Raw genomic sequence first — 18,907 nt, 5'->3', positions numbered from 1 at the left:
CGCTTCCACTTGATGGCCTCCGACCCCCCTGCGATGACGGGCTCCGGCGATGTGCCCACCGTGCAGGTGCGGGACGGCAGCGGCCGCCAGCTGCTCTGCTTCCTGGAGCAGCTGATCCCCCTGGACGGCCACGACTACGCCCTGCTGACCCCGGTGGACACCCCGGTGTGCCTGTTCCGGCTGCGGGAGGACGACGACCCCGAGCTGGTGGAGACCCTCGATGCCACCGAGCCGATCCTGTCGGTGGCGGATGTCGTGCTCCAGGAGCACGACCTCACCCTGGTGCGTTCCGCCGTCACCCTCACCGTCAGCGGTGAGCTGGAGGAGCCCGATCCCGACGATCTCGAGGACGAGGAGGGCGATGATGACAGCGAGACCTACGAGCTGCTCGTGAGCTTCATGGCCGGCGATGAGGAGTACGGCCTCTACATCCCCCTGGATCCCTTCTTCGTGGTGGCCCGCATGGACGGCGCCGACGCGGTGATGGTGGAGGGCGAGGAGTTCGAGCGGGTCCAGCCCCGCATCGAGGCCGAGCTCGACGAACGGGAGAGCGACGACTGATGCTGCGCGATCTGCTCACGCCCGACTGGCTGCCGGGAACGTCCCTGGCGCACCTGCCCCTGCAGGAGCTGGTTGATCGTGGCATTCGCGCCCTCGTCCTTGACGTCGACCGCACCCTGCTGCCCCGCCGCCAGGCCACCATGCCCCTGCAGGCTGAAGTGTGGCTGCGCCACGCCCGCGAGCGCATGCCCCTGCACCTGCTCAGCAACAACCCCTCCCGCCGCCGCATCGGGGCGGTGGCCGACACCATGGGCCTCCCCTACACCACCTCGGCGGGGAAGCCGCGGCGGGCGGCCCTGCGCAAGGTGCTGCAGGACCTCGCCCTGCCCCCGGCCGCGGTGGCCCTGGTGGGCGACCGGCTGTTCACCGATGTGCTGGTGGGCAACCGCATGGGCCTGTTCACGGTGCTGGTGAAGCCGATCGATCCCGACGGTGAACCCTGCCGCCAGGACCGGCTGCAGAACCTGGAGCTGCGCATGGCCCGCTGGGTGGGCTCGGTTCCCGGCTGATGGGGACCTCCGGCACACCCGCCGCCGGCGGCCTGCGGCGCGTGATCAAGGTGGGCACCAGCCTGCTGCGGGGCACCCCCGAGCGACCCACGGCGGCGGTGATCGCCGATCTGGCCGCCAGCTTCGGCCGCCAGCAGCGCCGGGGCGACCGCCTGGCCCTGGTCACCAGTGGCGCCGTGGGACTGGGTTGCGAGGCGCTCCGCTTCAGCCGGCGCCCCACCGAGGTGGTGGCCCTGCAGGCGGCCGCCGCCGTCGGCCAGGGCCGGCTGATGGGGCTGTACCAGGAGGCCTTCGCCGTGCGGGGGATGGCGGTGGCCCAGGTGCTGCTCACCCGCAGCGATCTGGCCTCCCGGCGCCGCTACCAGAACGCCTGCCGCACCCTGGAGCAGCTGCTGGAGTGGGGGGTGCTGCCGGTGGTGAACGAGAACGACACCCTGGCCACCGACGAATTGCGCTTCGGTGACAACGACACCCTCTCGGCCCTGGTGGCGGTGGCGATCGGTGCCGATGAACTGGTGCTGCTCACCGATGTCGACCGCCTCTATTCCGGCAACCCCCGCACCGATGCCGATGCCAGCCCGATCGAGGAGGTGCGCGACCTGGCCGAGCTGGAGCGCCTCAGCCACGTGGCCGAGGGGGGTGGGCAGTGGGGCACCGGCGGCATGACCACCAAGCTGGCGGCGGCCCGCATCGCCACCTCCAGCGGCATCCGGGTGCGCCTGGCCGATGGCCGCGATCCGGCGGTGCTCGATGCCCTGTTCGCCGGCGAGAAGGTGGGCACCGTGTTCCAGCCCAGCGCCACCCCCCTGGCTGACCGCAAGAGCTGGCTGGCCCATGCCCTGCTGGTGAAGGGCAGCGTGCGGGTGGATGCGGGCGCCGAGCGGGCCCTGCTGCAGCAGGGGGCCTCCCTGCTGGCGGTGGGCATCCGCGAAGTGGAGGGCCACTTCTCCCGGCGTGACGCGGTGCGGGTGCTGGCCAGCGATGGCCGCGAACTGGGCCGGGGCCTGAGCACCCTGAGCAGCGAGGAGCTGCGCCGGATCATGGGCCTCAGCAGCGAGGAGGTGCGCCGCCGGCTGGGGCCGGTGGGGGATGCGGTGGTGCACCGCGACCAGCTGGTGCTCACCTGCCTGCCGGCCTGAACGCTTCGGCCACGATCGTGGCGGCTGCGGCCAGCACCCCATCCTGCGTCTGGGCGGCCGGATCGGCCTGGGTGTGGAAGATGGCCAGCACGATCGGCCCCCGCTCCGGCGGCCAGAGCACGGCCACGTCGTTGGCGGTGCCGTAGGCGCCGCAGGTGCCGGTCTTGTCGCCCACCCGCCAGCCCGGCGGCACCCCGGCCCGCACGCGCCGATCGCCGGTGGTGTTGCCGATCAGCCAGTCCTGCAGTCGACGGCGCTGGGGCGGGCGCAGGGCGCTGCCGAGCACCAGGGCCTGGAGGCTGGTGCCCATGCCGCTGGGGGTGTCGGTGTCACGGGGATCGCCGGGGATGGCGGAGTTGAGGGCGGTTTCCCAGCGATCGAGCCGGAAGGTGCGGTTGCCGGTGGAGCGGGCGAAGGCGGTCAGGCCGGCGGGGCCGCCCAGGCGCGCCATCAGCTGATTGGCGGCGGTGTTGTCGCTGTATTGGACGGTGGCGGCGGCCATCTCCGCCACCGTCAGGCCGCCTTCGAGATGCTGCTCGGCGATCGGCGAGTAGGTCACCAGATCCTCTCGACCGAAGCGGATCCGCTGCTCCAGAAAGCCCGGCTGCCGCTGGCTCCTGTGGAGCACGGCTCCCGCCAGGATCGCCTTGAAGGTGCTGCAGAGGGGAAAGCGTTCGTCGGCCCGATGGCCGATCCGGGCACCGCTGGCGGTGTCGATGGCGAACACCCCCAGTCGTCCACCGGAGCGGGCCTCCAATGCGGCCAGCGCGACCTCCGCTGCGGCTTCCGGCTTGACGGGCCCCGGGGCAGCTGGCGCGGCAGTGGCGGGCGCGACGGCGATGTCTGGCAGCAGCGCCACCAGGGCTGCCGCCAGGCCTGCAGCCAGGGACTGGGTGCTGCGGGGGGCCATCGGGTCCATCATCCCTGGGTCCGATCCAGCATGGCCTCCAGTTTCTCCAGCAGCTCGGCCGCCTCCCGCTCACCGGAGAGGCCGTCCACCACGATCGGCGGGCGGCGTTCGCTCCAGAGGATCACCCGGGGGTCGGGGCCGCCCAGCAGCAGGGCCCCGGTGATCAGCCGCAGCGGCAGCTGGCGGCTGGGTTGGCCCGGGCGGCGGAGGCGGAGCTGGTCGCCCGTCAGGGAGAGCTCCTGGGGGCGCCACTGGCGGTAGCTGCCGACGCCGGCGGCACCGAGGGCGGCGACCACCAGCAGGGCCTGGATCACGGTCCACTCCGGCAGGGCCAGCGACAGCAGGCCCGGCAGGGAGAGATCCAGCACCAGGGTGGTGGGTTCGCTCAGGCCCAGGCGCGGCCCGAACATCCAGACCAGAAAGCCGCCGTACTTCACCATCACGGTGTTGAGCACGGCGACGAACAACAGGTAGCTGCCCTCCTCGGCGAAGGAGCGCCACCACTGGGCCGCGCCCACGCCGCGGCGGCTGCGGACCAGGCGTATGGCGGAAGCCCCCGTTTCCACCATCCAGACATCGTCCGGCTGCGGCCCTTCCGGCCGGGACCCGGCGAGCTGGCGGGCCTCGAGGGCGCCGGCCAGGCGCAGGGGCACCGCCAGATCGGCGGCCAGGGCGTGGGCCTGCTGCCAGGCGCCGGAGAAGCTGGCGGCCCGGGCCAGCAGGTACTCCCCGGCTGGATCGGCCACGGCAAGAACCAGATCCCAGCCAAGGGGCCGCTCCCCCAGCGGCGGCAGCTGGACGCTGGCCTGGCGGATCAGCACGGCCGTGATGGCGGCCCGCTCCACCTCCAGCCGTTCGCTGCCCGCGGGCGTGTCCACGAACAGGCGGAGGCGGTCGCCCCAGCTCTGCAGCTGCACCCGCCGCAGCACCGGCGCGCCGTAGCCCAGCCGGGCCATCAGCCACTCCATCGGCAGCAGGAACAGCAGCAGGCCGAGCACGTAGCCGGCGGCCCCCTGGAGGCTGACCAGCAGGCAGAGGCCGGAGAACAGCAGGAAGGCCAGCAGGCTGACGAGCGGGTTGGCGGGGACCTCGTCCTCGATCAGTTCCCGCCAGATCATGCGCTCCAGGGCCAGGGCCAGCCCCTGCACGGAGCGGCGCAGCAGCACCAGTGGGGTGAGCAGCAGCCCCAGTCCGTTGCGCCGGGCGCCGCGAACCGTGGCGCTGAACGCGATCAATCCGCCAGCAGGGGCAGGCCGGCCGGTGGGACCGCCAGCAGCAGGCGGCGCTCACCGTCCACCTGCTGCTTGAAGCGGCGCCACTGGGGCGAGGCGATCACCTGCTGGCTGATCGCCTCGGCGAGGCGCTGGCCGGCCAGCACATCACTGGGGTAGTGCATGGCGCAGTAGGCACGCACGTAGCCCCCCTGGAGGCCCACCGGCAGCAGCCGCTCCCGGCGCTCCGGCAGCAGGTCGGCCAGCAGCAGGCTCGCGGTGGCAAACCAGGTGGCATGGCCGCTGGGGAACGACCAGGAGCTCTCCAGGGGCAGACAGGGCTTCAGATCGGGGTGGCTCAGGAAGGGGCGTGGCCGGGCCACCGCATCCTTGAGCTGATCCTTGAGCCCATCGGCCCGCTCGAGGAAGGCCGGCAGGCCCGCGTGGAGAAGGGGGGAGGTGCGGGCCAGGTCGGCGCCCACGGCGGCATCGAAGACGCTGAGATTGCGGTTCAGGAAGCGCCAGCTGTGCACGATCCCCGCCGGCGTGCGGCTGCGCTGGTTCCAGCGCAGGATGGCCAGATCGTCGAGCTCCAGCCGGCTGCCGGGGGCCGGTGGCTGGCCGAGCACGGTGCGGTAGGCGGCCGGTTGGAGCACCAGGCCCGCCGCCGGATCCGCCGGCTGGGCCAGCGCCGGCCCGCCCGGCGCCGGTCCTGCCAGCGCCCGGGAACCCGGCAGCAGGGCGGTCTGCAGCAGCAGCAGGCCGGACAGCCACGGTCCCGGGCGCAGGGTGGGCATGGCTCCGATGCCGGCGGCGGGGTGGCAGCACCGTAGGGGTGCTCCGCAACTCAGAACCGTTCGTCGCCGATGGCGGGCAGGACCAGCTCGCGCACGAAGGACGCCGGCGAGAGCTGCAGCAGGGCCGAGACGATCCGGACCACGTCGTGGAGCGGAATCTGCCGGCCCTCACCGCGGCCGGCGGCCGCCTCGGGCGTCACCTCCAGGCCGTCGTCGGTGTTCAGGTAGCCCAGCTGCAGGCAGGTCACCGCCAGCTGCTGGTCCCGGAAGCTCTCCCGCAGGGCATCGGCGATGCCGCTGAGCGCGAACTTGGAGGCGCCGAAGGTCACCTCCGGCTGCCCGCTCTGGCGCAGGCCGGAGGTGGAGCCCGTGAGGATCAGCTGGGGCCTGGTGGAGTCGAGCAGGCGCGGAATCAGCCGCCGCAGCAGCATCAGGGTGCCGGTGATGTTGATGGCCACCATGGTGGCGATGCTGTCGTCGGGATCCTCCAGGAAGCTGTAGGCCTCGCTGAAGGCGTTCGCTTCCCAGACGCCGAGGTTGTAGATCAGCACATCCAGCTGGGCAGGGGCCTGCTGCTCGATCCACCGGGCCGCCGCCAGCGGCTCCGCCAGATCCGCCTCGATCCAGCCGAGATCGACGCCCGCCGGCAGCCTCAGGCCATCGGGCCGTCGCCGCGAGACGCCGATCACCGTGTCGCCGGCGCTGCCCAGACCTTCGACAAAGGCACGGCCAAGCCCGCGGCTGGCCCCGACCACCATCAGTTTCATGGATCCTTTCCGGCAGGGTTTGTCGATGTGCGGGCCATGCTGGATCCAGTACCGGAAGCTGGGTAACCCCCCGTCTGCCCATGACGCGGCCCCCTCGCTCCCCGTTGGCTCTGCTCCGGTGGGGAATCGCCCTAGGCGTGCTGTTGCTGGCCGATGGACCGCCTGCGGAGGCCGTCCATCCCCAGGGCCAGCCACCGGAGCCACGGCAGCAGCAGTGGCTGGCCCAGCCGCTGGGCGAGCGCTATCCCCAGACCCCTGCGCAGGTGTGGGAGTGGATCGACGAGGCCAACGCCCTGGAGGCCAAGGGGGCGAACGGGAAAGCGGCGGCGCTGTGGGAGAAGGTGCTGGCCTGGCGCCAGAAGGCGCTGGGGCCCGACCATCCCGATACGGCCACCAGCCTGAGCAACCTCGGGCTGCTCTATGTCAGGGAGCGCGCCTTCGCCAGGGCCGAGCCCCTGCTGGCCCGGGCCCTGGCGATCCGAATCCGGATCCTGGGGCCAGATGACCCCCTCACTGCCCTCAGCCTCAACAACCTCGCCTGGCTGTCGTTCAACCAAGGCCGCTACGCCAACGCCGAAACCCTCTACCGGCGCGCCCTGGCGATCGCCGAGAAGGCGCTGGGGCCAGAGCACCCAGGACTCGCCCTGGGCCTGACGAACCTCGGGCTTCTGTACAACGCGCAGGGCGCCTACGCCAAGGCCGATGCCGTGTATCGGCGCGCCCTCGCCATCAGGGAGAAGGCGCTCGGACCCGATCACCCCGACACCGCCACCAGCCTCAACAACCTGGCGGCGCTCTACATCAACCAGGGCCGCTATGCCGAGGCGGAGCCCCTGCTGCGCCGCACCCTGGCCATCAAGCAGAAGGCACTGGGTGACAATCACCCCGACACCGCCACCGGCCTCAACAACCTGGCGGCGCTCCAGGAGAACCAGGGTGCCTTCGCCAGGGCCGAACCCCTCTATCAACAGGCCCTGGCGATCAACGAAAAGGCGCTGGGCCCGGAGCATCCCGCAACGGCCACCAGCCTGAACAACCTGGGCCTGCTCTACCGGAACCAGGGGGCCTATGCGCGGGCGGAGCCCCTGCTGCGCCGTGCCCTGGCGATCCGGGAGAAGGCGCTCGGCGCCGGCCACGCCGATACCGCCGCCAGCCTCAACAACCTGGCCATGCTGTACAGCGATCAGGGCGCCTACGCCCGCGCCGAACCGCTGCTGCGCCATGCCCTGGCCATCCAGGAGAAGACGCTGGGCCCCGCCCACCCCGTCACCGCCACGGGCCTCAACAACCTGGCGGTGCTCCTCGACCAACAGGGTGCCGCCGAAAGGGCCGAGCCGCTGCACCGACGCGCCCTGGCGATCCGGGAGCAGGCCCTGGGGCCCGACCATCCCGACACCGCCGGCAGCCTCAACAACCTGGCGGATCTGCACCGCCTTCAGGGCGCCCACGCCAAGGCGGAACCCCTCTTACTGCGGGCTCTGGCGATCTACGAGACCGCGCTGGGGCCCGATCACCCCACCACCGCCCTCAGCGTCAACAATCTGGCCAAGGGATACCTGAGTCAGGGGGCCGAGGCCCGGGCCGAACCCCTGCTGCGCCGCGGCATCGGCAGCCAGTCCCTGTTCCTGCAGCGGGAGGCCCCCTTGCTGCCCCAGGCCCGGAGACAGGAGCAGATCAAGGCCCTCGGCAACGTCTGGGAGATCCCCTATTCCCTTGGGGTGAGCTCGCCGGCGGGTGCCTCCCTGGCCCTGTTCACCCGCCTGAACCGCCACGGCCTGCTGCAGGACATCGAACGGCGCCAGGCCGAGTTGGGCCGTGGCTCCCCTGCCCAGCAGATCCTGGTGAGCCAGCTCACGGACCTGACGGCCCGGCTGGCCGATGTGAACCTCAGTGAGCCGCAGCGCCGGACGCTGCAGCGGCAGCGGGAGCGGCTGGAGCAGGAGCTCTACCGCCAGCTGCCGGCCCTGACCCCACGCCTGGTGGACGCCGCCCAGGTGGTGGCCGCCCTGCCGGCGGATGGGGTGCTGATCGAATTCCAGCGCTTCCGCCCCTACGACGCCCGTCAGCCGGAGACCAGGAGCTGGGGGGAGGCGCGCTATCTGGCGATGCTGCTGTTCCCCGACGGGACAACCCGCGCGGTGGACCTGGGCCCTGCGGCGGCCATCGATCCCCTGATCCAGCAGGCCTTGGCCGAAAGCCTGGCCCGCAACCGCCCCGCCGGACCGTTCTGGGCCCAGGTGAGCCAGCAGGTGCTGGGGCCCCTGCTGCCGCAGGTTCAGGGGCGGCGGCGGTGGTTCGTCTCCCCCGATGGCGAGCTGAGCCGCATCCCGTTCACGGTGCTGCCGGCGGCCACCCTGGGCCAGCAGGTGGAGCTGCGGATCCTCACCAGCGGCCGCGACCTGCTCCGCCTGGGCAGCCCCGGGCCCGGAGGCCAGCGCGCCCTGGTGCTCGCTGCCCCCGATTTCGGTGGCCCAGGCCAGTGGCAACCCCTCCCTGCCACGGCCGCCGAGGGGCGCTGGATCGCCGAACGTCTCGGCGCTGCCCTGTATCAGGGATCCGCCGCCACCACCACCGTGCTGCAGGAGGCCCGCGGCCCCAGGGTGCTGCACATCGCCAGCCACGGGTTCTTCACCACGGGCAGCGACGATCCGCTGCTGAACAGCGGCATCGTGCTGGCGGGCGCCAACCGCAGCCTCCCGGCCGCCCCCGCCGCGATGGCCAGCGACGACGGCTACCTCACCGCCAAGGAGGCGGCCCAGTTGCAGCTCGATGGCACCGAGCTGGTGGTGCTCTCCGCCTGTGACACCGCCTCCGGAACCCTGCAGACCGGCGAAGGGGTCTACGGCCTGCAGCGGGCCCTCACCGTGGCTGGCGCCCGCTCCACCCTGCTGTCGCTGTGGAAGGTGGACGATGACGCCACGGCGGCGTTCATGCAGCGCTACGTCGCCCTGCTCAAGCGGGGAATGGGTCGGATGGAGGCGCTGACGGCGGTGCAGCAGGAGTTCCGCAGCAATCCGCCGGAGCCGGACTGGGCCGACCACAAGTTCTGGGCCGCCTGGCAGCTCACGGGTGATGGGGGGCCGATCCCCGGTTTATGAGCCAGGCGCTGCACACCAGGCAGACTGAAAGCCGGCCGTGTGTCGGTGTTGCCAACCCATGCGAAATCACCGGGGGTCTGCGGCACTGGGCGCTCTGCTGGTCACCGCCTCGCTGCTCGCGCCGGTGGCCCCTGGGGCCGCTGCCCCTGAACTGGACGCCATGGTGGTCTCCATCGCCGGCCAGCTCCGCCAGAGCTGGAACGCGGATCCAGGCACCGCTTCACTGCCCTGGCCGGCCATCGAGGTGCTTCCCGCCGGCCAGACGCCCCAGTCGGCCTGTCCCGGGGCCGGCACCGCGGCCAGCGCGGCCGGGAGTGTCCAGAGCCCGGCCCTCTACTGCGCCGACGGCGGCAAGCTGCTGCTGGATCGCAACCGGCTGGCGAAGGAGGCCAGCCGCCATGGGGAGTGGGGCGTGGCCTACTGGGTCGGGATCGGCCTGGGCACGGCGATCCTGGGCCAGCGGCCAACGGCCCGTCGTTCAGCCGCCGTCGCCAACCTTCAGGCCAACTGCCTGGCGGGGGTGTTGATCGGTGGCACCAGCCTGCAACCCAGGCCCCAGGACTCCCCCAAACCCGATCAACTCGTTGGCCCGGCCAACGGGGCCTACGGCACCGCTGCGGCCGAGCAGATGGGAACCCGCAGCCAGCGCTCCTATGCCCTGCTCACCGGCCTTGGCATGACGGAGCTGGCTGGTTGCTCCGATGGGGCGATGGCCCAGCTCGCCACAGACCAGGTGCCCGATCCTGCGCTGCTGGGCGCCCTGGCCAAGGGGACAGACCGGGCCGCCTTCAACACGATGGCGGTGATGAACCGGCGCTGCAGGAGGCTGCCCAACTCCCCCTGCCCGAGGCGTGTGCCCCCCTTCACCGGCCAGAAGTGAGGCACCCCCGGAACCCGTGAGCAGCGAACCCCCGATCAAGCCCCAAGGAGACCGTGAGGCGCTCCCCCCCAAGGGCATGCCGGGCTCCCGAACCAGGGCGCGATCGTTGCACCTGCCGGCCTGGATGCGCTCGCCGTCGCTGCACGAATGGGTCAGGACGCTGGGGATCATCATCGCCGCCTCCTGGGGGATCTATACCTTCGTGTGGAAGGAGATCTATGTGCCCTCCCAGGCGCCCGCCAGCATCAGCCTGGAGATCAGCCTGACCCCGGTGGCCGGTGATCGCGCGAGCGGCCCATCGCCAGCATCGCTGCAACGGGAACTGAAGGTCAGCGCCACCAACGCCAGCACGCGCAGGCTCTACCTGCTCAGCAGCTTCTGGGAGCTGTTCCCGATCCGCCGCCAGGTGCTGGATCGATCCACGTTCCCCACTCGCGCCAGCGGCCCCTTCGATGCCATCCACGTGGAGCGGGGGGCGGTGCTCCAGCCCTATCCCACCGAAGCGGCCGGCAAGTTGTTCGTCGACGATCACATCAATCCCGGCGAAACGATTCACCGTTCGCTGATCGTCTCCCTGCCCCCGGGAGCCTATGCGGCCCAGGTGGATGTGCTGGTTCCCGTCCTGACGCGGGAGCCGCCCAAGGGCAACGCCCTGCTGGGGGGGAGGGTGTTGGAGTGGGGGTATGACAAGAGCGACGTGGTCATTCCGTTGCTATGCGAGGAAGGCAACCCCTCTGACTGCCTGCGCCTGGATGATCCGGACAAGCAGGACCGCCTGATGGATCGAAAGCTGAAGGCCTTTGATTCGAACTACTTTCTCAATGAGCAGAGTGTGCAGGTTGGCCTCTCTGGAGGTTCGTAGCACTCAGGGCAGACGACGGGCGCCTCCCATCGGCCCACGCTTGCCATCCGGCCCCAGCAGCCAGAAGCGAATCGCATCGCCGTCCACCTCGAACTCCTCCACGACCTTCAGCCCAGCGATGCCTGGATCCGAGGGGAACAGCACGCGCCAGGTCCGGCGGGAGCCCTCGCAGGTTCCCTCCCAGGCGCCGGCGGCGGTGCCTCCCCGTTCCGACACGATCCACACCACGTGATGGCGACCATCGGCCAGCTTGGTGACCGCGGCCCGCCCCGGCTTGCTGGGTGCCACGTAGTCCCAGGTGCCGAGCGCCGCCTCACAGGGGGATGCTGCTGGTGAAGCCCAGGTCGGTGTTGCACCCAGGGCCAGGGCCAGCGCCATCGGGAGCAGTCGGCATCGCATGGGCTGCTCCAGAGATGGCTGGGGGCCAGGCGGACTGTAGGGACGGTTTCCTGCGGAGTCGGTCGTCAGCGCGGCCGCCCGCCACGCACGGCATCACGCCGCCGCCTCGGGCTAGAAGGGAGCAACGGCGGAGCCCAAGGGGTGGATCTCGAGCGCTTTCAGAGGTTGTTCACGGCCCCGCTGCTGCCCCTGGGCCGCCAGAGCTTCTCCCTGCTCTGGATCGTGGAGGTGCTGCTGCTGCTGCTGGCCGTGAGCCTGGCGGCGCGGGGCTTGAAGCGTCTGCTGGCCGGACGGGTGCTGCTCTGGTTCTCCCTGCCGGAGGGGCGGCGCGAGGCGGTGGCCACCCTCCTTTCCATGGGGCTGGCCGCCCTGGGCTATGTGGTGGTGGCCCAGGGGATGGGGCTCGACATCGGTGCCCTCGCCGTGATCTTCGGGGCCCTCGGGGTGGGCATCGGCTTCGGGCTGCAGGAGCTCACCCGCAACCTCACCAGTGGCCTCACCCTGCTGATGGAGGGGAAGCTGAAGGTGGGTGATCAAATCGAGTTCGGCGACACCAGCGGCTTCATCCGGGAGATCTCGATCCGCTCCACCGTGATCCGCACCTTCCAGGGCGCCGAGATCGTGGTGCCCAATTCGGCCATCACCAATGCGCCGGTGAAGAACCTCAGCTACCTGAGCTCCGATGGCCGGGTGGATGTGGAAGTGACGGTCGCCCACGGCAGCGACCCCCTGGCCGTGACCGAGGTGCTGCTGGATGCCGCCCTCGCCGAGCCCTCGGTGCTGGCCGATCCGCCGCCGAAGGTGCTGCTGCATGGCCTCCAGGGCCAGGGGATGGCGTTCGAGCTCTGGGCCTGGACCTCGGCGATCCACGCCAGCCTCAGCCTGCGCAGTTCGCTCAACTACGCGATCGAGCAGGGGCTGCGGGAGCGCCGCATCGAGCTGGCCGGCTCCCGCCAGCAGATCCAGCTGCTGTCCTCCCGGCGCAAGGTGGAAGAGGAGCAAGCGGGCCCGGACTGGAGCCCCCTGCGGGCCTCCCTGCCCGACCATGCCTGCTACAGCGGCATGGATGATCGACGCCTGCGGGAACTGGTGGGCAGTGGCGCCCGCCGATCCCTGCCCGCCGGCACGGTGCTGGTGCGCCAGGGTGATGAGGGCCGCTCCTTCCACCTGGTGCTGAGTGGCGCGGTGGATGCGATTCATGAAACGGACCGGGTGAGCCGCAAGCTGTTCACCTTCACCGCCGGGGAATTCTTCGGTGAACTGCCGCTGCTGCTCCAGGTGCCCTACCCCACCACCATGGTGACCGCTGAGGACACGACGCTGTTCGTCGTTCCCAGCGGCAGCTTCCGCGCTCTGCTGGCGTCGCGTCCCGAATTCGCCGACACCGTCGCCCGGGAGGTGGCGCGCCGCAGCGACGTGCTGCGCAGCTACGAGGACTGCCTGCGCCAGCGCGGCCTGCTCGAGGACGCCGACATGGGCCACCCCCTGCAGTGGTTCCGCGAGCGGCTGAAACGGGTGCTGGCCGGACGCCCCGCCATGGCCTCGGTGGAGACGGAGGCCGGCTGAGCGCCGAACCGCCGGATCACGGCTGCGACTGGATGGGATCGGGGCGCCAGGTTTTGTTGAACCAGGGCTCCAGCGGACCATAGAGGCGCAAAATCGTGAACCAGCCCTTGCCGGGAATCGTCTGGACCCAGTTGTTTTCGAATCCAACCGGGGCCTTCGGGCCAAACCAGACATCAACAGAACCGTCGGCATTGGCTTTGAGGCCCTTGTCCTGGCTGCTGACACTCGGTGCCTTCTGGTCGGTCTGCAGCATCGATCGCGTCTGGGTGTCATAGACGATCACGGACCAGAAATCGGCGACGGGGACGTTGGCAGGCAGGCGTAGCCGATAGGTTTTGCTGCCATCAAGGCGTTCACCCTTGGCGTCCAATGCGGCCCACGGGTACTGGGAGCCTTTGCCGACATTCTTGACTTCCATGGCCGGTGTGACACCGGTGGCGAAGTAGTAGTAGAAAATGGCACCATCCAGGTTGGCCACACCCGGGGACACTTCGAACCTGTAGCCGCCGAAGAACGGCAGCCGCCAGGGGCTGTCCGGGTAGAAGAAGGCGTCCGGCTCGCGAATCCTGAGGGCCAGGGTCCGTGCCGTCACCGCACCGATGTTGGCGGCGTCACTGAGGATCTTCTTCCAGCGTTCGTCGGGGTTGAAGGGTTTCCCTTTGACGACGCCCACCGAGGCGAAGAGACCCAGTGTGGTCGGGTCGGCGCCGGGGGGTGGTTCCTCCTGAATCACCTGGTTGAGAAGTGCCCAGAAGGAATAATCGCCAGGGGCCACGAAGTTGGCCGGCACCCCGGAGGCGTTGGCGAACCTGATCGCCGGTGGGTTGGCCGCAGCGGAGAGCTGGTAGATCTTCAGGTTGGCCTTGACCGAATCCACCCCGGGTTTGGGGGAACCATCCACCAGAAAGGAGCGGAAGAACAACCAGTTGCCGTAGGTCTTTGGCCGGACGACTTGATACCCCTGCGGGATGGCGCCCTGGTAGCCGGGGGGAAGGAACAGGTACTTGCCGCCCGCGCCCTTGTCGGCCCCGGTGATGCCGACATCGACCACCCAGCGATACCAGAAATCATTGACGGCACCGAGCACCTTGGGGGGGACTTCGACCACCAGGGGTCCCTTCTTGGTGTCGAGCCAGATGAAGCTGTACACGGTGTTGTCGTTGGCCGTGAGCTCCACCGTGCGGGGATCCACCAGGTTCTCCCAGATCACATTGGTGCTGTTCTCGGGGCCGAACTTGCGCAGCGATTCCCGCATGCCGGCCTGATTGACGATCGGGATCGCCAGCAGGTAGGCCTGCAAGGCCCGGGAGCGATCCAGGTTGTCGTAGATCTTCTCGATGGTGTCGGGTTTCGGGAACCCATCGATCAGGTCCAACGGGCCGATGGACGTCTCGAGGCGATCCGGTGTGGCCACCCCAGGCGCAATCGGTGTTGTCGTCCGGAAGGTCTGGGCTGAGGCGGAGGCGGCCCATGAGGCCACCAGGGCCGCCATGGCCAGGGCCAGGGCCGTGCGTCGTTGGTGGGACGACCTCATCGCGACGGCTCCTGGCGTTGGGGAGGGCAAGGGAGGAAGGCTATGTCAGTGGCTTCTAGGCATGGATGGGGCGCAACAGGCCGTAGGAGGAGGGTTGGGATTGGCGTTGGATGCCATCCGACCGTCAGAGTTCAACGAGCAATTGAACGGACTCCAGCTGCTCCGGGGAATCCGGCCTGGCGGCGAACAGCTCCTGCCAGGCCGGGTTCTTGTTTTCCCAGGCCGTTCTGGCGCCGTAGGCCGCCATGTCGTCGTATTCGATGTGGAGAATCAGCGACGTCGTGTCCGGACCCGGCACCGCATTGCGCAACAGACGGACCGCTCTGGGCATCACCGGACTCTCGAATTCCGGGCCGCCCGCCTGCTGCAGTTTGGCCATGACATCCCCGAAGCGGCCGGGACGGATCTTGTAGGTGAAGACGGCAATCACGGACATCGTCATGACGGGGGTGAGCACCACGGAACGCTAGGGCCCACCTTTCGCCCTGGAGCGCCTTAAAGCGCCGCCATGATCGCTGATTCCAAAGTCGTGGTTGGACGGCCAATCAGTGAGCTGAGCTGCCTGCCGTCATCGAACAGGGCGCCCTGGGAGGCGCCCGTATCGGAATCGGCCAGCAGACCTGCCAGAGGCTCCGGCAGGCCGGCGGCGAGCAGGGCGTTGCGGTAGTCACCTTCGGGCAGGTTGACGTAGTTGATGGTTTTGCCGACCTGGCGTGAGATCGCAGCGGCGAAGTCGCTCAGCGTGTAGGCGCTGTCGCCGGCGAGTTCATAGATCTGGCCGGCAGGATCGTCGCTGGTGAGGATGGTGGCGGCGGCTTCGGCGTAATCGGCACGGGACGCGGAGGCGATGCGCCCCTCACCGGCGCAGCCAACCACCGCCCCCAGCGAGAGGGCGGAGGCAACACCTGCCGTGTAGTTCTCGGTGTACCAGCCGTTGCGCAGCAGCACGAACGGCATCCCGGATTCAAGAATGGCCGCTTCGGTTTCCCTGTGCTCCTGAGCCAGGGCGAGGACCGAGGTATCGGCGTGCAGGACACTGGTGTAAGCAAGCAGTTGGATGCCTGAACGCTTGGCGGCGTCGATGACGGCCTGATGCTGGCGTGTGCGCTGGCCGATCTCGCTGGAGGAGATCAGCAGGAGCCTGTCCGCGCCTTCAAAGGCGGCCTCCAGGCTGGCGGGCTGGTTGTAATCCGCCTGGCGAACCTGCACGCCCAGGGCGGCGATGTCGCTGGCTTTGTCGATGTTGCGGACGGCGGCGACGATGCTGTCAGCGGGGACCCTCCTGAGCAGGACATCGATGACCAGGCGGCCCAGTTGGCCGGTGGCTCCGGTGATGACGAATTGGGTCATTGCCGTTCGATGGCGTGGCTTGATGGAACGGAGGCAACCTACGCCTTACAATTTCGTTTCGTAAGTACTTACAAAAAGGTAAGCCTCATGAATGCGGGCTCCAGGCTTGGCGAGACCCTGCGGCGCGGGGAGGTTCTGGCGCCGGAGTGTCCGTCGCGGGAGATCCTCAAGCACGTGACCAGCCGTTGGGGGGTGCTGGCGCTGGTGGCCCTGATGGAGCGGACACACCGCTTCAGCGAGCTGCGCCGCAGGATCGGGGGCGTCAGCGAGAAGATGCTGGCCCAGACCCTGCAGCAGCTGGAACAGGACGGCTTCATCCGGCGCGTGTCCTATCCGGTGGTGCCACCGCACGTGGAGTATTCGCTCACTCCCCTGGGAGTGGGCATCGGCCGTCAGGTCGAAGCGATGACCGACTGGATCGAGATCAACCTGCCGGAGATCCTCAAGGCCCAGCAAAGGCAGCCGTCATCTAGGCCGAACGCTGATCAAACGCCACCGGCAGCGACTTGAGCCCGCGCAGCTCCAGGTTGTCCTGATACTCCAGCGGCTCGCCGGTGAGGTGCAGTTCTGGGCAGCGCCGCAGCAGTGCGGTGAAGGCGATCGTGGCCTCCATCCGGGCCAGGGCCGCCCCCAGGCAGTAGTGGGGCCCATGGCCGAAGGCAAGGTGGACGTCGAACCGGCGTCGCACGTCGAGCCGGTCGGGATCCGGGAAGCGGGCCGGGTCGCGATTGGCGGCCGCGAACATCAGGTACACCAGCTGCCCCTTGCGGATCGAGCGGCCGCCGATCGTCAGATCCTCGCCAGCCTCCCGGTACATGAACTGCACCGTGCCGTCGTAACGGAGGAACTCCTCCACCGCATTCGGAATCAGCGACGGGTCGTCGCGCAGCAGCTGGAGTTGCTCTGGGTGGCGCAGCAGGGCCAGCAGGCCGTTGCCGATCAGGTGGGTGGTGGTCTCGTGGCCGGCCGCCAGGAACAGATTGGCGTTGGCGATCAGCTCCGTCTCGCTGAGCCGATCGCCCTCGATTTCGGCGTGCACCAGCAGGCTCAACAGATCGTCGCCAGGCGTGGCCCGGCGCTTTTCGAACTCCGCGCCAAAGAATGCGGTCAGCTCGTGGGTGCTCTGCAACGCCCGCTGGTACTGCTCGGGGGTCACCGCGGAGGGATCGGTGCCGAAGATGGCGGAGAAGTCGTCAGACCAGCGCTTCAGCTGGTCCAGGTCGCCCGTTTCCAGGCCGAGCAGGCGGGCGATGACCCGAGCCGGCAACGGGAAGGCGAAGTCGGCGATCACATCGAAGGGTCCCTGCTCCGGCAGTCGGTCCAGCAGCTCATCGACCAGCGCCTCGACGGCCGGCCGCAGGTGGTCCACGGCCCGTGGCGTGAACACCTTGGCCACCAGGCCGCGAAGCCGATGGTGCCGTTCCGGGTCCGTGATGTTCATCTGGGCGCCGATGACCTCGAAGAGGCGCTGCAGCTCGGGGCACCCGGCCCGCTCACCCATTCCGCCGGCGCGATCGGAGCGCAGCCGTGGGTCCTGGGTCGCTGCCACCACATCGTCGTAGCGGGTCAGCACCCAGGCCCCGAACGGTTCATGCCAGTGGACCGGGTCGGTCCGCCGCAACGCGGCGTAGGTCGGGTAAGGATCGACCAGCATCGCCGGGCTGAACAGGGCTGCGGTCATGGTTGAGTACACACACGGATGACGGTATCGAGATCTCCCCGATGTTGCCTGGTCAGCCTGGAATCACGCCGAGCTGCTGAAGCATCCCGTAGGTATCCACGATGATCCAGTCTTCCTCAATCTTGCCGTCGGCAAGTCGGTAGATCGCCTGACCGGACACGCAGACGCGCCTGTTGGTTGGTGGAATTCCGTTGAATACTCCTTGCTGGGTTCCTTCGGCAGACCAGCGCAGCGAGACTCGGTCTGCTTCTGCGAACAGATCGTGGACCTGCATGTGAAGGTCGGGAAAAGCTGCGACGAGCGCTCCGATATAGGCCTTGGCGGCCTCGGGTCCATTCGCCAGATGGGGAGCCGATGGATCGTGCATGGTGAAGTTGGCCGAGCAAAGCTCATCGATCACTGCAAAATTGCGCCCATTCCATCCTTCTGCGATCAGTCGTCGGACGATGTTCTTGTTTCCCTCTGACATGTGGCTGTACTCCATGAGGTAAGTGGACAGGCGGTTCTCCGCTTGGCGGATGAACTGTCAACCGCTCAGACGCTTGTCAGTTCGATCTGCATGATGGGTACCACCGGACAATGTCCACAGTATCCAGATTCTTCGTGAAAATCATGCGGTCTTCACCTTCCCCGTGATAGCCCTCAGCAACGGGCACGCCGTGGACCTTGAAATCGGATTCAAGGGGCGAGAATCCCAAGCGACCACGGAAGGCAATGGAGTTGCGATTGGCCGGAGCGGTCACGCCATGCACTGTGCGACAGCCAAGCGAGGCGGCCGTGGTAATGAGATGCTCATAGCGGAGTCTTTTCAACCCTTCTCCACGTCGTGCCGGATGGACACCGAGACAATGGACATAGGCCTGGTCGGGATAGGTCTGCGAAATGAACCCGATGAGTAACGCGACAATCTGACCATCAACGACGGCGGTGAAGCTGGTGGACCGGAAGTTAACGAAGAAGAGTTTGAGCAGCATGTCGGCCATCGGCCGACCACCCCACCATGCATCAACGACCGAAATGATCGGTTGATTCTCGCCGGGCTCTACATGGCGGATGACAACCCCTTTCGTTGCTTCACCCTGAGCTCCAATGGCAGTTTAGCTTGCACGCTCCTGCACCTTTGGGAGCAAATGAAGCATGTAATCTCGCTTTCCGACTGGGAGGCCTAGATTGCGCAGTATTGCATAGGTCGTTACCAAATGAAAGTAGAAGTTGGGTAGCAGGAAGTCTTCCAGGTAGTCCCGCCCAGTAAGGTCTGCGTAAAGGTCGGCGCCGAAGTCCAGATGCTTTCGGGCCGGGAGGTCACTCTCGGCAGAAAGATGGCTGGCCAATAGTGTTCGCGTGTCTGCAATATGTTGTTCGGCCAAGGCCAGTGTCCCGACACGCGGATTGAGGTCATCGCTTTCCTTCCCGGTTACCCATAGGACAAAGTTTCTCGGCTGATTGCAGGTAAACACAATCTGCGTTCCCAGGGGAAGCATGTCGGGGGCTAGACGGTGACTGAGATAGTCTGCCTCCACTTCGTTCCGACGCTCAGCGCCCAGTTTGAGCAGATGCGCTAACGTGGCAAGTCGGGAATCAAAGGTGTGGGCGGCTTTGGACGTCTCGGCAACGGGCATCTTGAGCTCCTAGGGACGAATCGA

Annotated in this window: 20 protein-coding genes; 8 read left to right on the top strand and 12 right to left on the bottom strand. The window is 68.5% G+C overall.

The annotated features are described in order from the left end of the window. Positions 1 to 12 precede the first annotated feature (12 nt). From KUG39_RS10060 to proB, 3 genes are read left to right on the top strand one after another with little or no spacing between them, the layout of a single operon-like run. Positions 13 to 561: a DUF3727 domain-containing protein gene (locus KUG39_RS10060; RefSeq protein WP_094586220.1), complete on the top strand. Its 549-nt coding sequence runs from the start codon at positions 13 to 15 to the stop codon at positions 559 to 561. Further along, positions 561 to 1,070, top strand: a complete 510-nt coding sequence (locus tag KUG39_RS10055; protein ID WP_094586219.1) for a YqeG family HAD IIIA-type phosphatase — start codon at positions 561 to 563, stop codon at positions 1,068 to 1,070. The genes KUG39_RS10060 and KUG39_RS10055 overlap by 1 nt, the downstream gene beginning before the upstream one ends. Then, on the top strand, positions 1,070 to 2,209 hold the full coding sequence (gene proB / locus KUG39_RS10050) for a glutamate 5-kinase (RefSeq protein ID WP_094586218.1): 1,140 nt from the start codon (positions 1,070 to 1,072) through the stop codon (positions 2,207 to 2,209). The genes KUG39_RS10055 and proB overlap by 1 nt, the downstream gene beginning before the upstream one ends. On the opposite strand, the gene bla is transcribed toward proB, so the two are convergent. From bla to KUG39_RS10030, 4 genes are read right to left on the bottom strand one after another with little or no spacing between them, the layout of a single operon-like run. Beyond that, entirely contained in the window at positions 2,190 to 3,119 is a 930-nt protein-coding gene (gene bla / locus KUG39_RS10045; RefSeq protein WP_216914856.1) for a class A beta-lactamase, read from the bottom strand. The two genes, proB and bla, sit on opposite strands and share 20 nt — an antisense overlap. Before the next feature lie 8 nt (positions 3,120 to 3,127). Then, a complete protein-coding gene (locus KUG39_RS10040; protein ID WP_216914854.1) occupies positions 3,128 to 4,354 on the bottom strand; it encodes a hypothetical protein in 1,227 nt (408 codons plus the stop codon). Continuing rightward, on the bottom strand, positions 4,351 to 5,127 hold the full coding sequence (locus KUG39_RS10035) for a phosphatase PAP2 family protein (protein WP_216914852.1): 777 nt from the start codon (positions 5,125 to 5,127) through the stop codon (positions 4,351 to 4,353). Before KUG39_RS10035 ends, KUG39_RS10040 begins: the two co-directional genes overlap by 4 nt. A gap of 50 nt (positions 5,128 to 5,177) precedes the next feature. Then, complete coding sequence (locus tag KUG39_RS10030; protein WP_190609602.1) at positions 5,178 to 5,894, bottom strand: SDR family oxidoreductase; 717 nt, start codon at positions 5,892 to 5,894, stop codon at positions 5,178 to 5,180. A gap of 104 nt (positions 5,895 to 5,998) precedes the next feature. Here KUG39_RS10030 and KUG39_RS10025 point away from each other — a divergent pair, with 104 nt between their 5' ends. From KUG39_RS10025 to KUG39_RS10015, 3 genes are all read left to right on the top strand, one after another. After that, positions 5,999 to 8,992 (top strand): CHAT domain-containing tetratricopeptide repeat protein, encoded by a 2,994-nt coding sequence (locus KUG39_RS10025; protein ID WP_216914850.1) that lies wholly within the window; start codon positions 5,999 to 6,001, stop codon positions 8,990 to 8,992. A gap of 58 nt (positions 8,993 to 9,050) precedes the next feature. Beyond that, positions 9,051 to 9,872 carry a hypothetical protein gene (locus KUG39_RS10020; protein WP_216914848.1) on the top strand — a complete coding sequence of 274 codons (822 nt, stop codon included), beginning with the start codon at positions 9,051 to 9,053 and terminating at the stop codon, positions 9,870 to 9,872. A 106-nt stretch (positions 9,873 to 9,978) separates the two neighbouring features. Continuing rightward, on the top strand, positions 9,979 to 10,734 hold the full coding sequence (locus KUG39_RS10015) for a hypothetical protein (protein ID WP_216918292.1): 756 nt from the start codon (positions 9,979 to 9,981) through the stop codon (positions 10,732 to 10,734). Between the two features lie 3 nt (positions 10,735 to 10,737). On the opposite strand, the gene KUG39_RS10010 is transcribed toward KUG39_RS10015, so the two are convergent. After that, positions 10,738 to 11,133, bottom strand: coding sequence for a hypothetical protein (locus KUG39_RS10010; protein WP_216914844.1), 396 nt, complete (start codon positions 11,131 to 11,133; stop codon positions 10,738 to 10,740). A gap of 141 nt (positions 11,134 to 11,274) precedes the next feature. Here KUG39_RS10010 and KUG39_RS10005 point away from each other — a divergent pair, with 141 nt between their 5' ends. Next, a complete protein-coding gene (locus KUG39_RS10005; RefSeq protein WP_216914842.1) occupies positions 11,275 to 12,699 on the top strand; it encodes a mechanosensitive ion channel domain-containing protein in 1,425 nt (474 codons plus the stop codon). 16 nt (positions 12,700 to 12,715) lie between these two features. Here the strand turns inward: KUG39_RS10005 and KUG39_RS10000 are convergent, their stop codons facing one another. From KUG39_RS10000 to KUG39_RS09990, 3 genes are all read right to left on the bottom strand, one after another. Next, complete coding sequence (locus KUG39_RS10000) at positions 12,716 to 14,233, bottom strand: DUF1254 domain-containing protein (protein ID WP_216914840.1); 1,518 nt, start codon at positions 14,231 to 14,233, stop codon at positions 12,716 to 12,718. A 124-nt stretch (positions 14,234 to 14,357) separates the two neighbouring features. Further along, positions 14,358 to 14,693, bottom strand: coding sequence for a hypothetical protein (locus tag KUG39_RS09995; RefSeq protein ID WP_216914838.1), 336 nt, complete (start codon positions 14,691 to 14,693; stop codon positions 14,358 to 14,360). 35 nt (positions 14,694 to 14,728) lie between these two features. Then, positions 14,729 to 15,583, bottom strand: a complete 855-nt coding sequence (locus KUG39_RS09990; RefSeq protein WP_216914836.1) for an SDR family oxidoreductase — start codon at positions 15,581 to 15,583, stop codon at positions 14,729 to 14,731. 87 nt (positions 15,584 to 15,670) lie between these two features. Between KUG39_RS09990 and KUG39_RS09985 the strand changes: the two genes are divergently transcribed. After that, positions 15,671 to 16,093 carry a winged helix-turn-helix transcriptional regulator gene (locus tag KUG39_RS09985; RefSeq protein WP_216914835.1) on the top strand — a complete coding sequence of 141 codons (423 nt, stop codon included), beginning with the start codon at positions 15,671 to 15,673 and terminating at the stop codon, positions 16,091 to 16,093. Here KUG39_RS09985 and KUG39_RS09980 read toward each other — a convergent pair. The 4 genes from KUG39_RS09980 to KUG39_RS09965 form a co-directional block, all read right to left on the bottom strand. Then, on the bottom strand, positions 16,053 to 17,264 hold the full coding sequence (locus KUG39_RS09980; protein WP_216914833.1) for a cytochrome P450: 1,212 nt from the start codon (positions 17,262 to 17,264) through the stop codon (positions 16,053 to 16,055). The two genes, KUG39_RS09985 and KUG39_RS09980, sit on opposite strands and share 41 nt — an antisense overlap. Before the next feature lie 52 nt (positions 17,265 to 17,316). Beyond that, the gene (locus tag KUG39_RS09975; RefSeq protein ID WP_190609591.1) at positions 17,317 to 17,748 is read right to left on the bottom strand and encodes an ester cyclase; all 432 of its coding nucleotides are present in this window, start codon (positions 17,746 to 17,748) and stop codon (positions 17,317 to 17,319) included. Positions 17,749 to 17,809: 61 nt separating this feature from the next. Continuing rightward, positions 17,810 to 18,247, bottom strand: a complete 438-nt coding sequence (locus tag KUG39_RS09970; RefSeq protein ID WP_216914831.1) for a GNAT family N-acetyltransferase — start codon at positions 18,245 to 18,247, stop codon at positions 17,810 to 17,812. 114 nt (positions 18,248 to 18,361) lie between these two features. Continuing rightward, complete coding sequence (locus KUG39_RS09965; RefSeq protein ID WP_190609588.1) at positions 18,362 to 18,883, bottom strand: DUF1993 family protein; 522 nt, start codon at positions 18,881 to 18,883, stop codon at positions 18,362 to 18,364. Between the last annotated feature and the right edge of the window lie 24 nt (positions 18,884 to 18,907).

The organism is Synechococcus sp. CCAP 1479/10, assembly GCF_019038515.1.
Classification (GTDB): Bacteria; Cyanobacteriota; Cyanobacteriia; order PCC-6307; family Cyanobiaceae; genus Cyanobium.
This window is presented reverse-complemented; position numbering and strand designations above follow the sequence as displayed.

What these genes read in the sequence shown, in the direction of transcription:
- KUG39_RS10030 (WP_190609602.1), bottom strand. Translation starts at nt 5,894, where the DNA reads ATGAAACTGATGGTGGTCGGGGCCAGCCGCGGGCTTGGCCGTGCCTTT.
- bla (WP_216914856.1), bottom strand. Translation starts at nt 3,119, where the DNA reads ATGGCCCCCCGCAGCACCCAGTCCCTGGCTGCAGGCCTGGCGGCAGCC.
- KUG39_RS09980 (WP_216914833.1), bottom strand. Translation starts at nt 17,264, where the DNA reads ATGACCGCAGCCCTGTTCAGCCCGGCGATGCTGGTCGATCCTTACCCG.
- proB (WP_094586218.1), top strand. Translation starts at nt 1,070, where the DNA reads ATGGGGACCTCCGGCACACCCGCCGCCGGCGGCCTGCGGCGCGTGATC.
- KUG39_RS09970 (WP_216914831.1), bottom strand. Translation starts at nt 18,247, where the DNA reads ATGGCCGACATGCTGCTCAAACTCTTCTTCGTTAACTTCCGGTCCACC.
- KUG39_RS10035 (WP_216914852.1), bottom strand. Translation starts at nt 5,127, where the DNA reads ATGCCCACCCTGCGCCCGGGACCGTGGCTGTCCGGCCTGCTGCTGCTG.
- KUG39_RS10020 (WP_216914848.1), top strand. Translation starts at nt 9,051, where the DNA reads ATGCGAAATCACCGGGGGTCTGCGGCACTGGGCGCTCTGCTGGTCACC.
- KUG39_RS10055 (WP_094586219.1), top strand. Translation starts at nt 561, where the DNA reads ATGCTGCGCGATCTGCTCACGCCCGACTGGCTGCCGGGAACGTCCCTG.
- KUG39_RS09985 (WP_216914835.1), top strand. Translation starts at nt 15,671, where the DNA reads ATGAATGCGGGCTCCAGGCTTGGCGAGACCCTGCGGCGCGGGGAGGTT.
- KUG39_RS09965 (WP_190609588.1), bottom strand. Translation starts at nt 18,883, where the DNA reads ATGCCCGTTGCCGAGACGTCCAAAGCCGCCCACACCTTTGATTCCCGA.
- KUG39_RS10060 (WP_094586220.1), top strand. Translation starts at nt 13, where the DNA reads ATGGCCTCCGACCCCCCTGCGATGACGGGCTCCGGCGATGTGCCCACC.
- KUG39_RS10010 (WP_216914844.1), bottom strand. Translation starts at nt 11,133, where the DNA reads ATGCGATGCCGACTGCTCCCGATGGCGCTGGCCCTGGCCCTGGGTGCA.
- KUG39_RS10000 (WP_216914840.1), bottom strand. Translation starts at nt 14,233, where the DNA reads ATGAGGTCGTCCCACCAACGACGCACGGCCCTGGCCCTGGCCATGGCG.
- KUG39_RS09975 (WP_190609591.1), bottom strand. Translation starts at nt 17,748, where the DNA reads ATGGAGTACAGCCACATGTCAGAGGGAAACAAGAACATCGTCCGACGA.
- KUG39_RS09990 (WP_216914836.1), bottom strand. Translation starts at nt 15,583, where the DNA reads ATGACCCAATTCGTCATCACCGGAGCCACCGGCCAACTGGGCCGCCTG.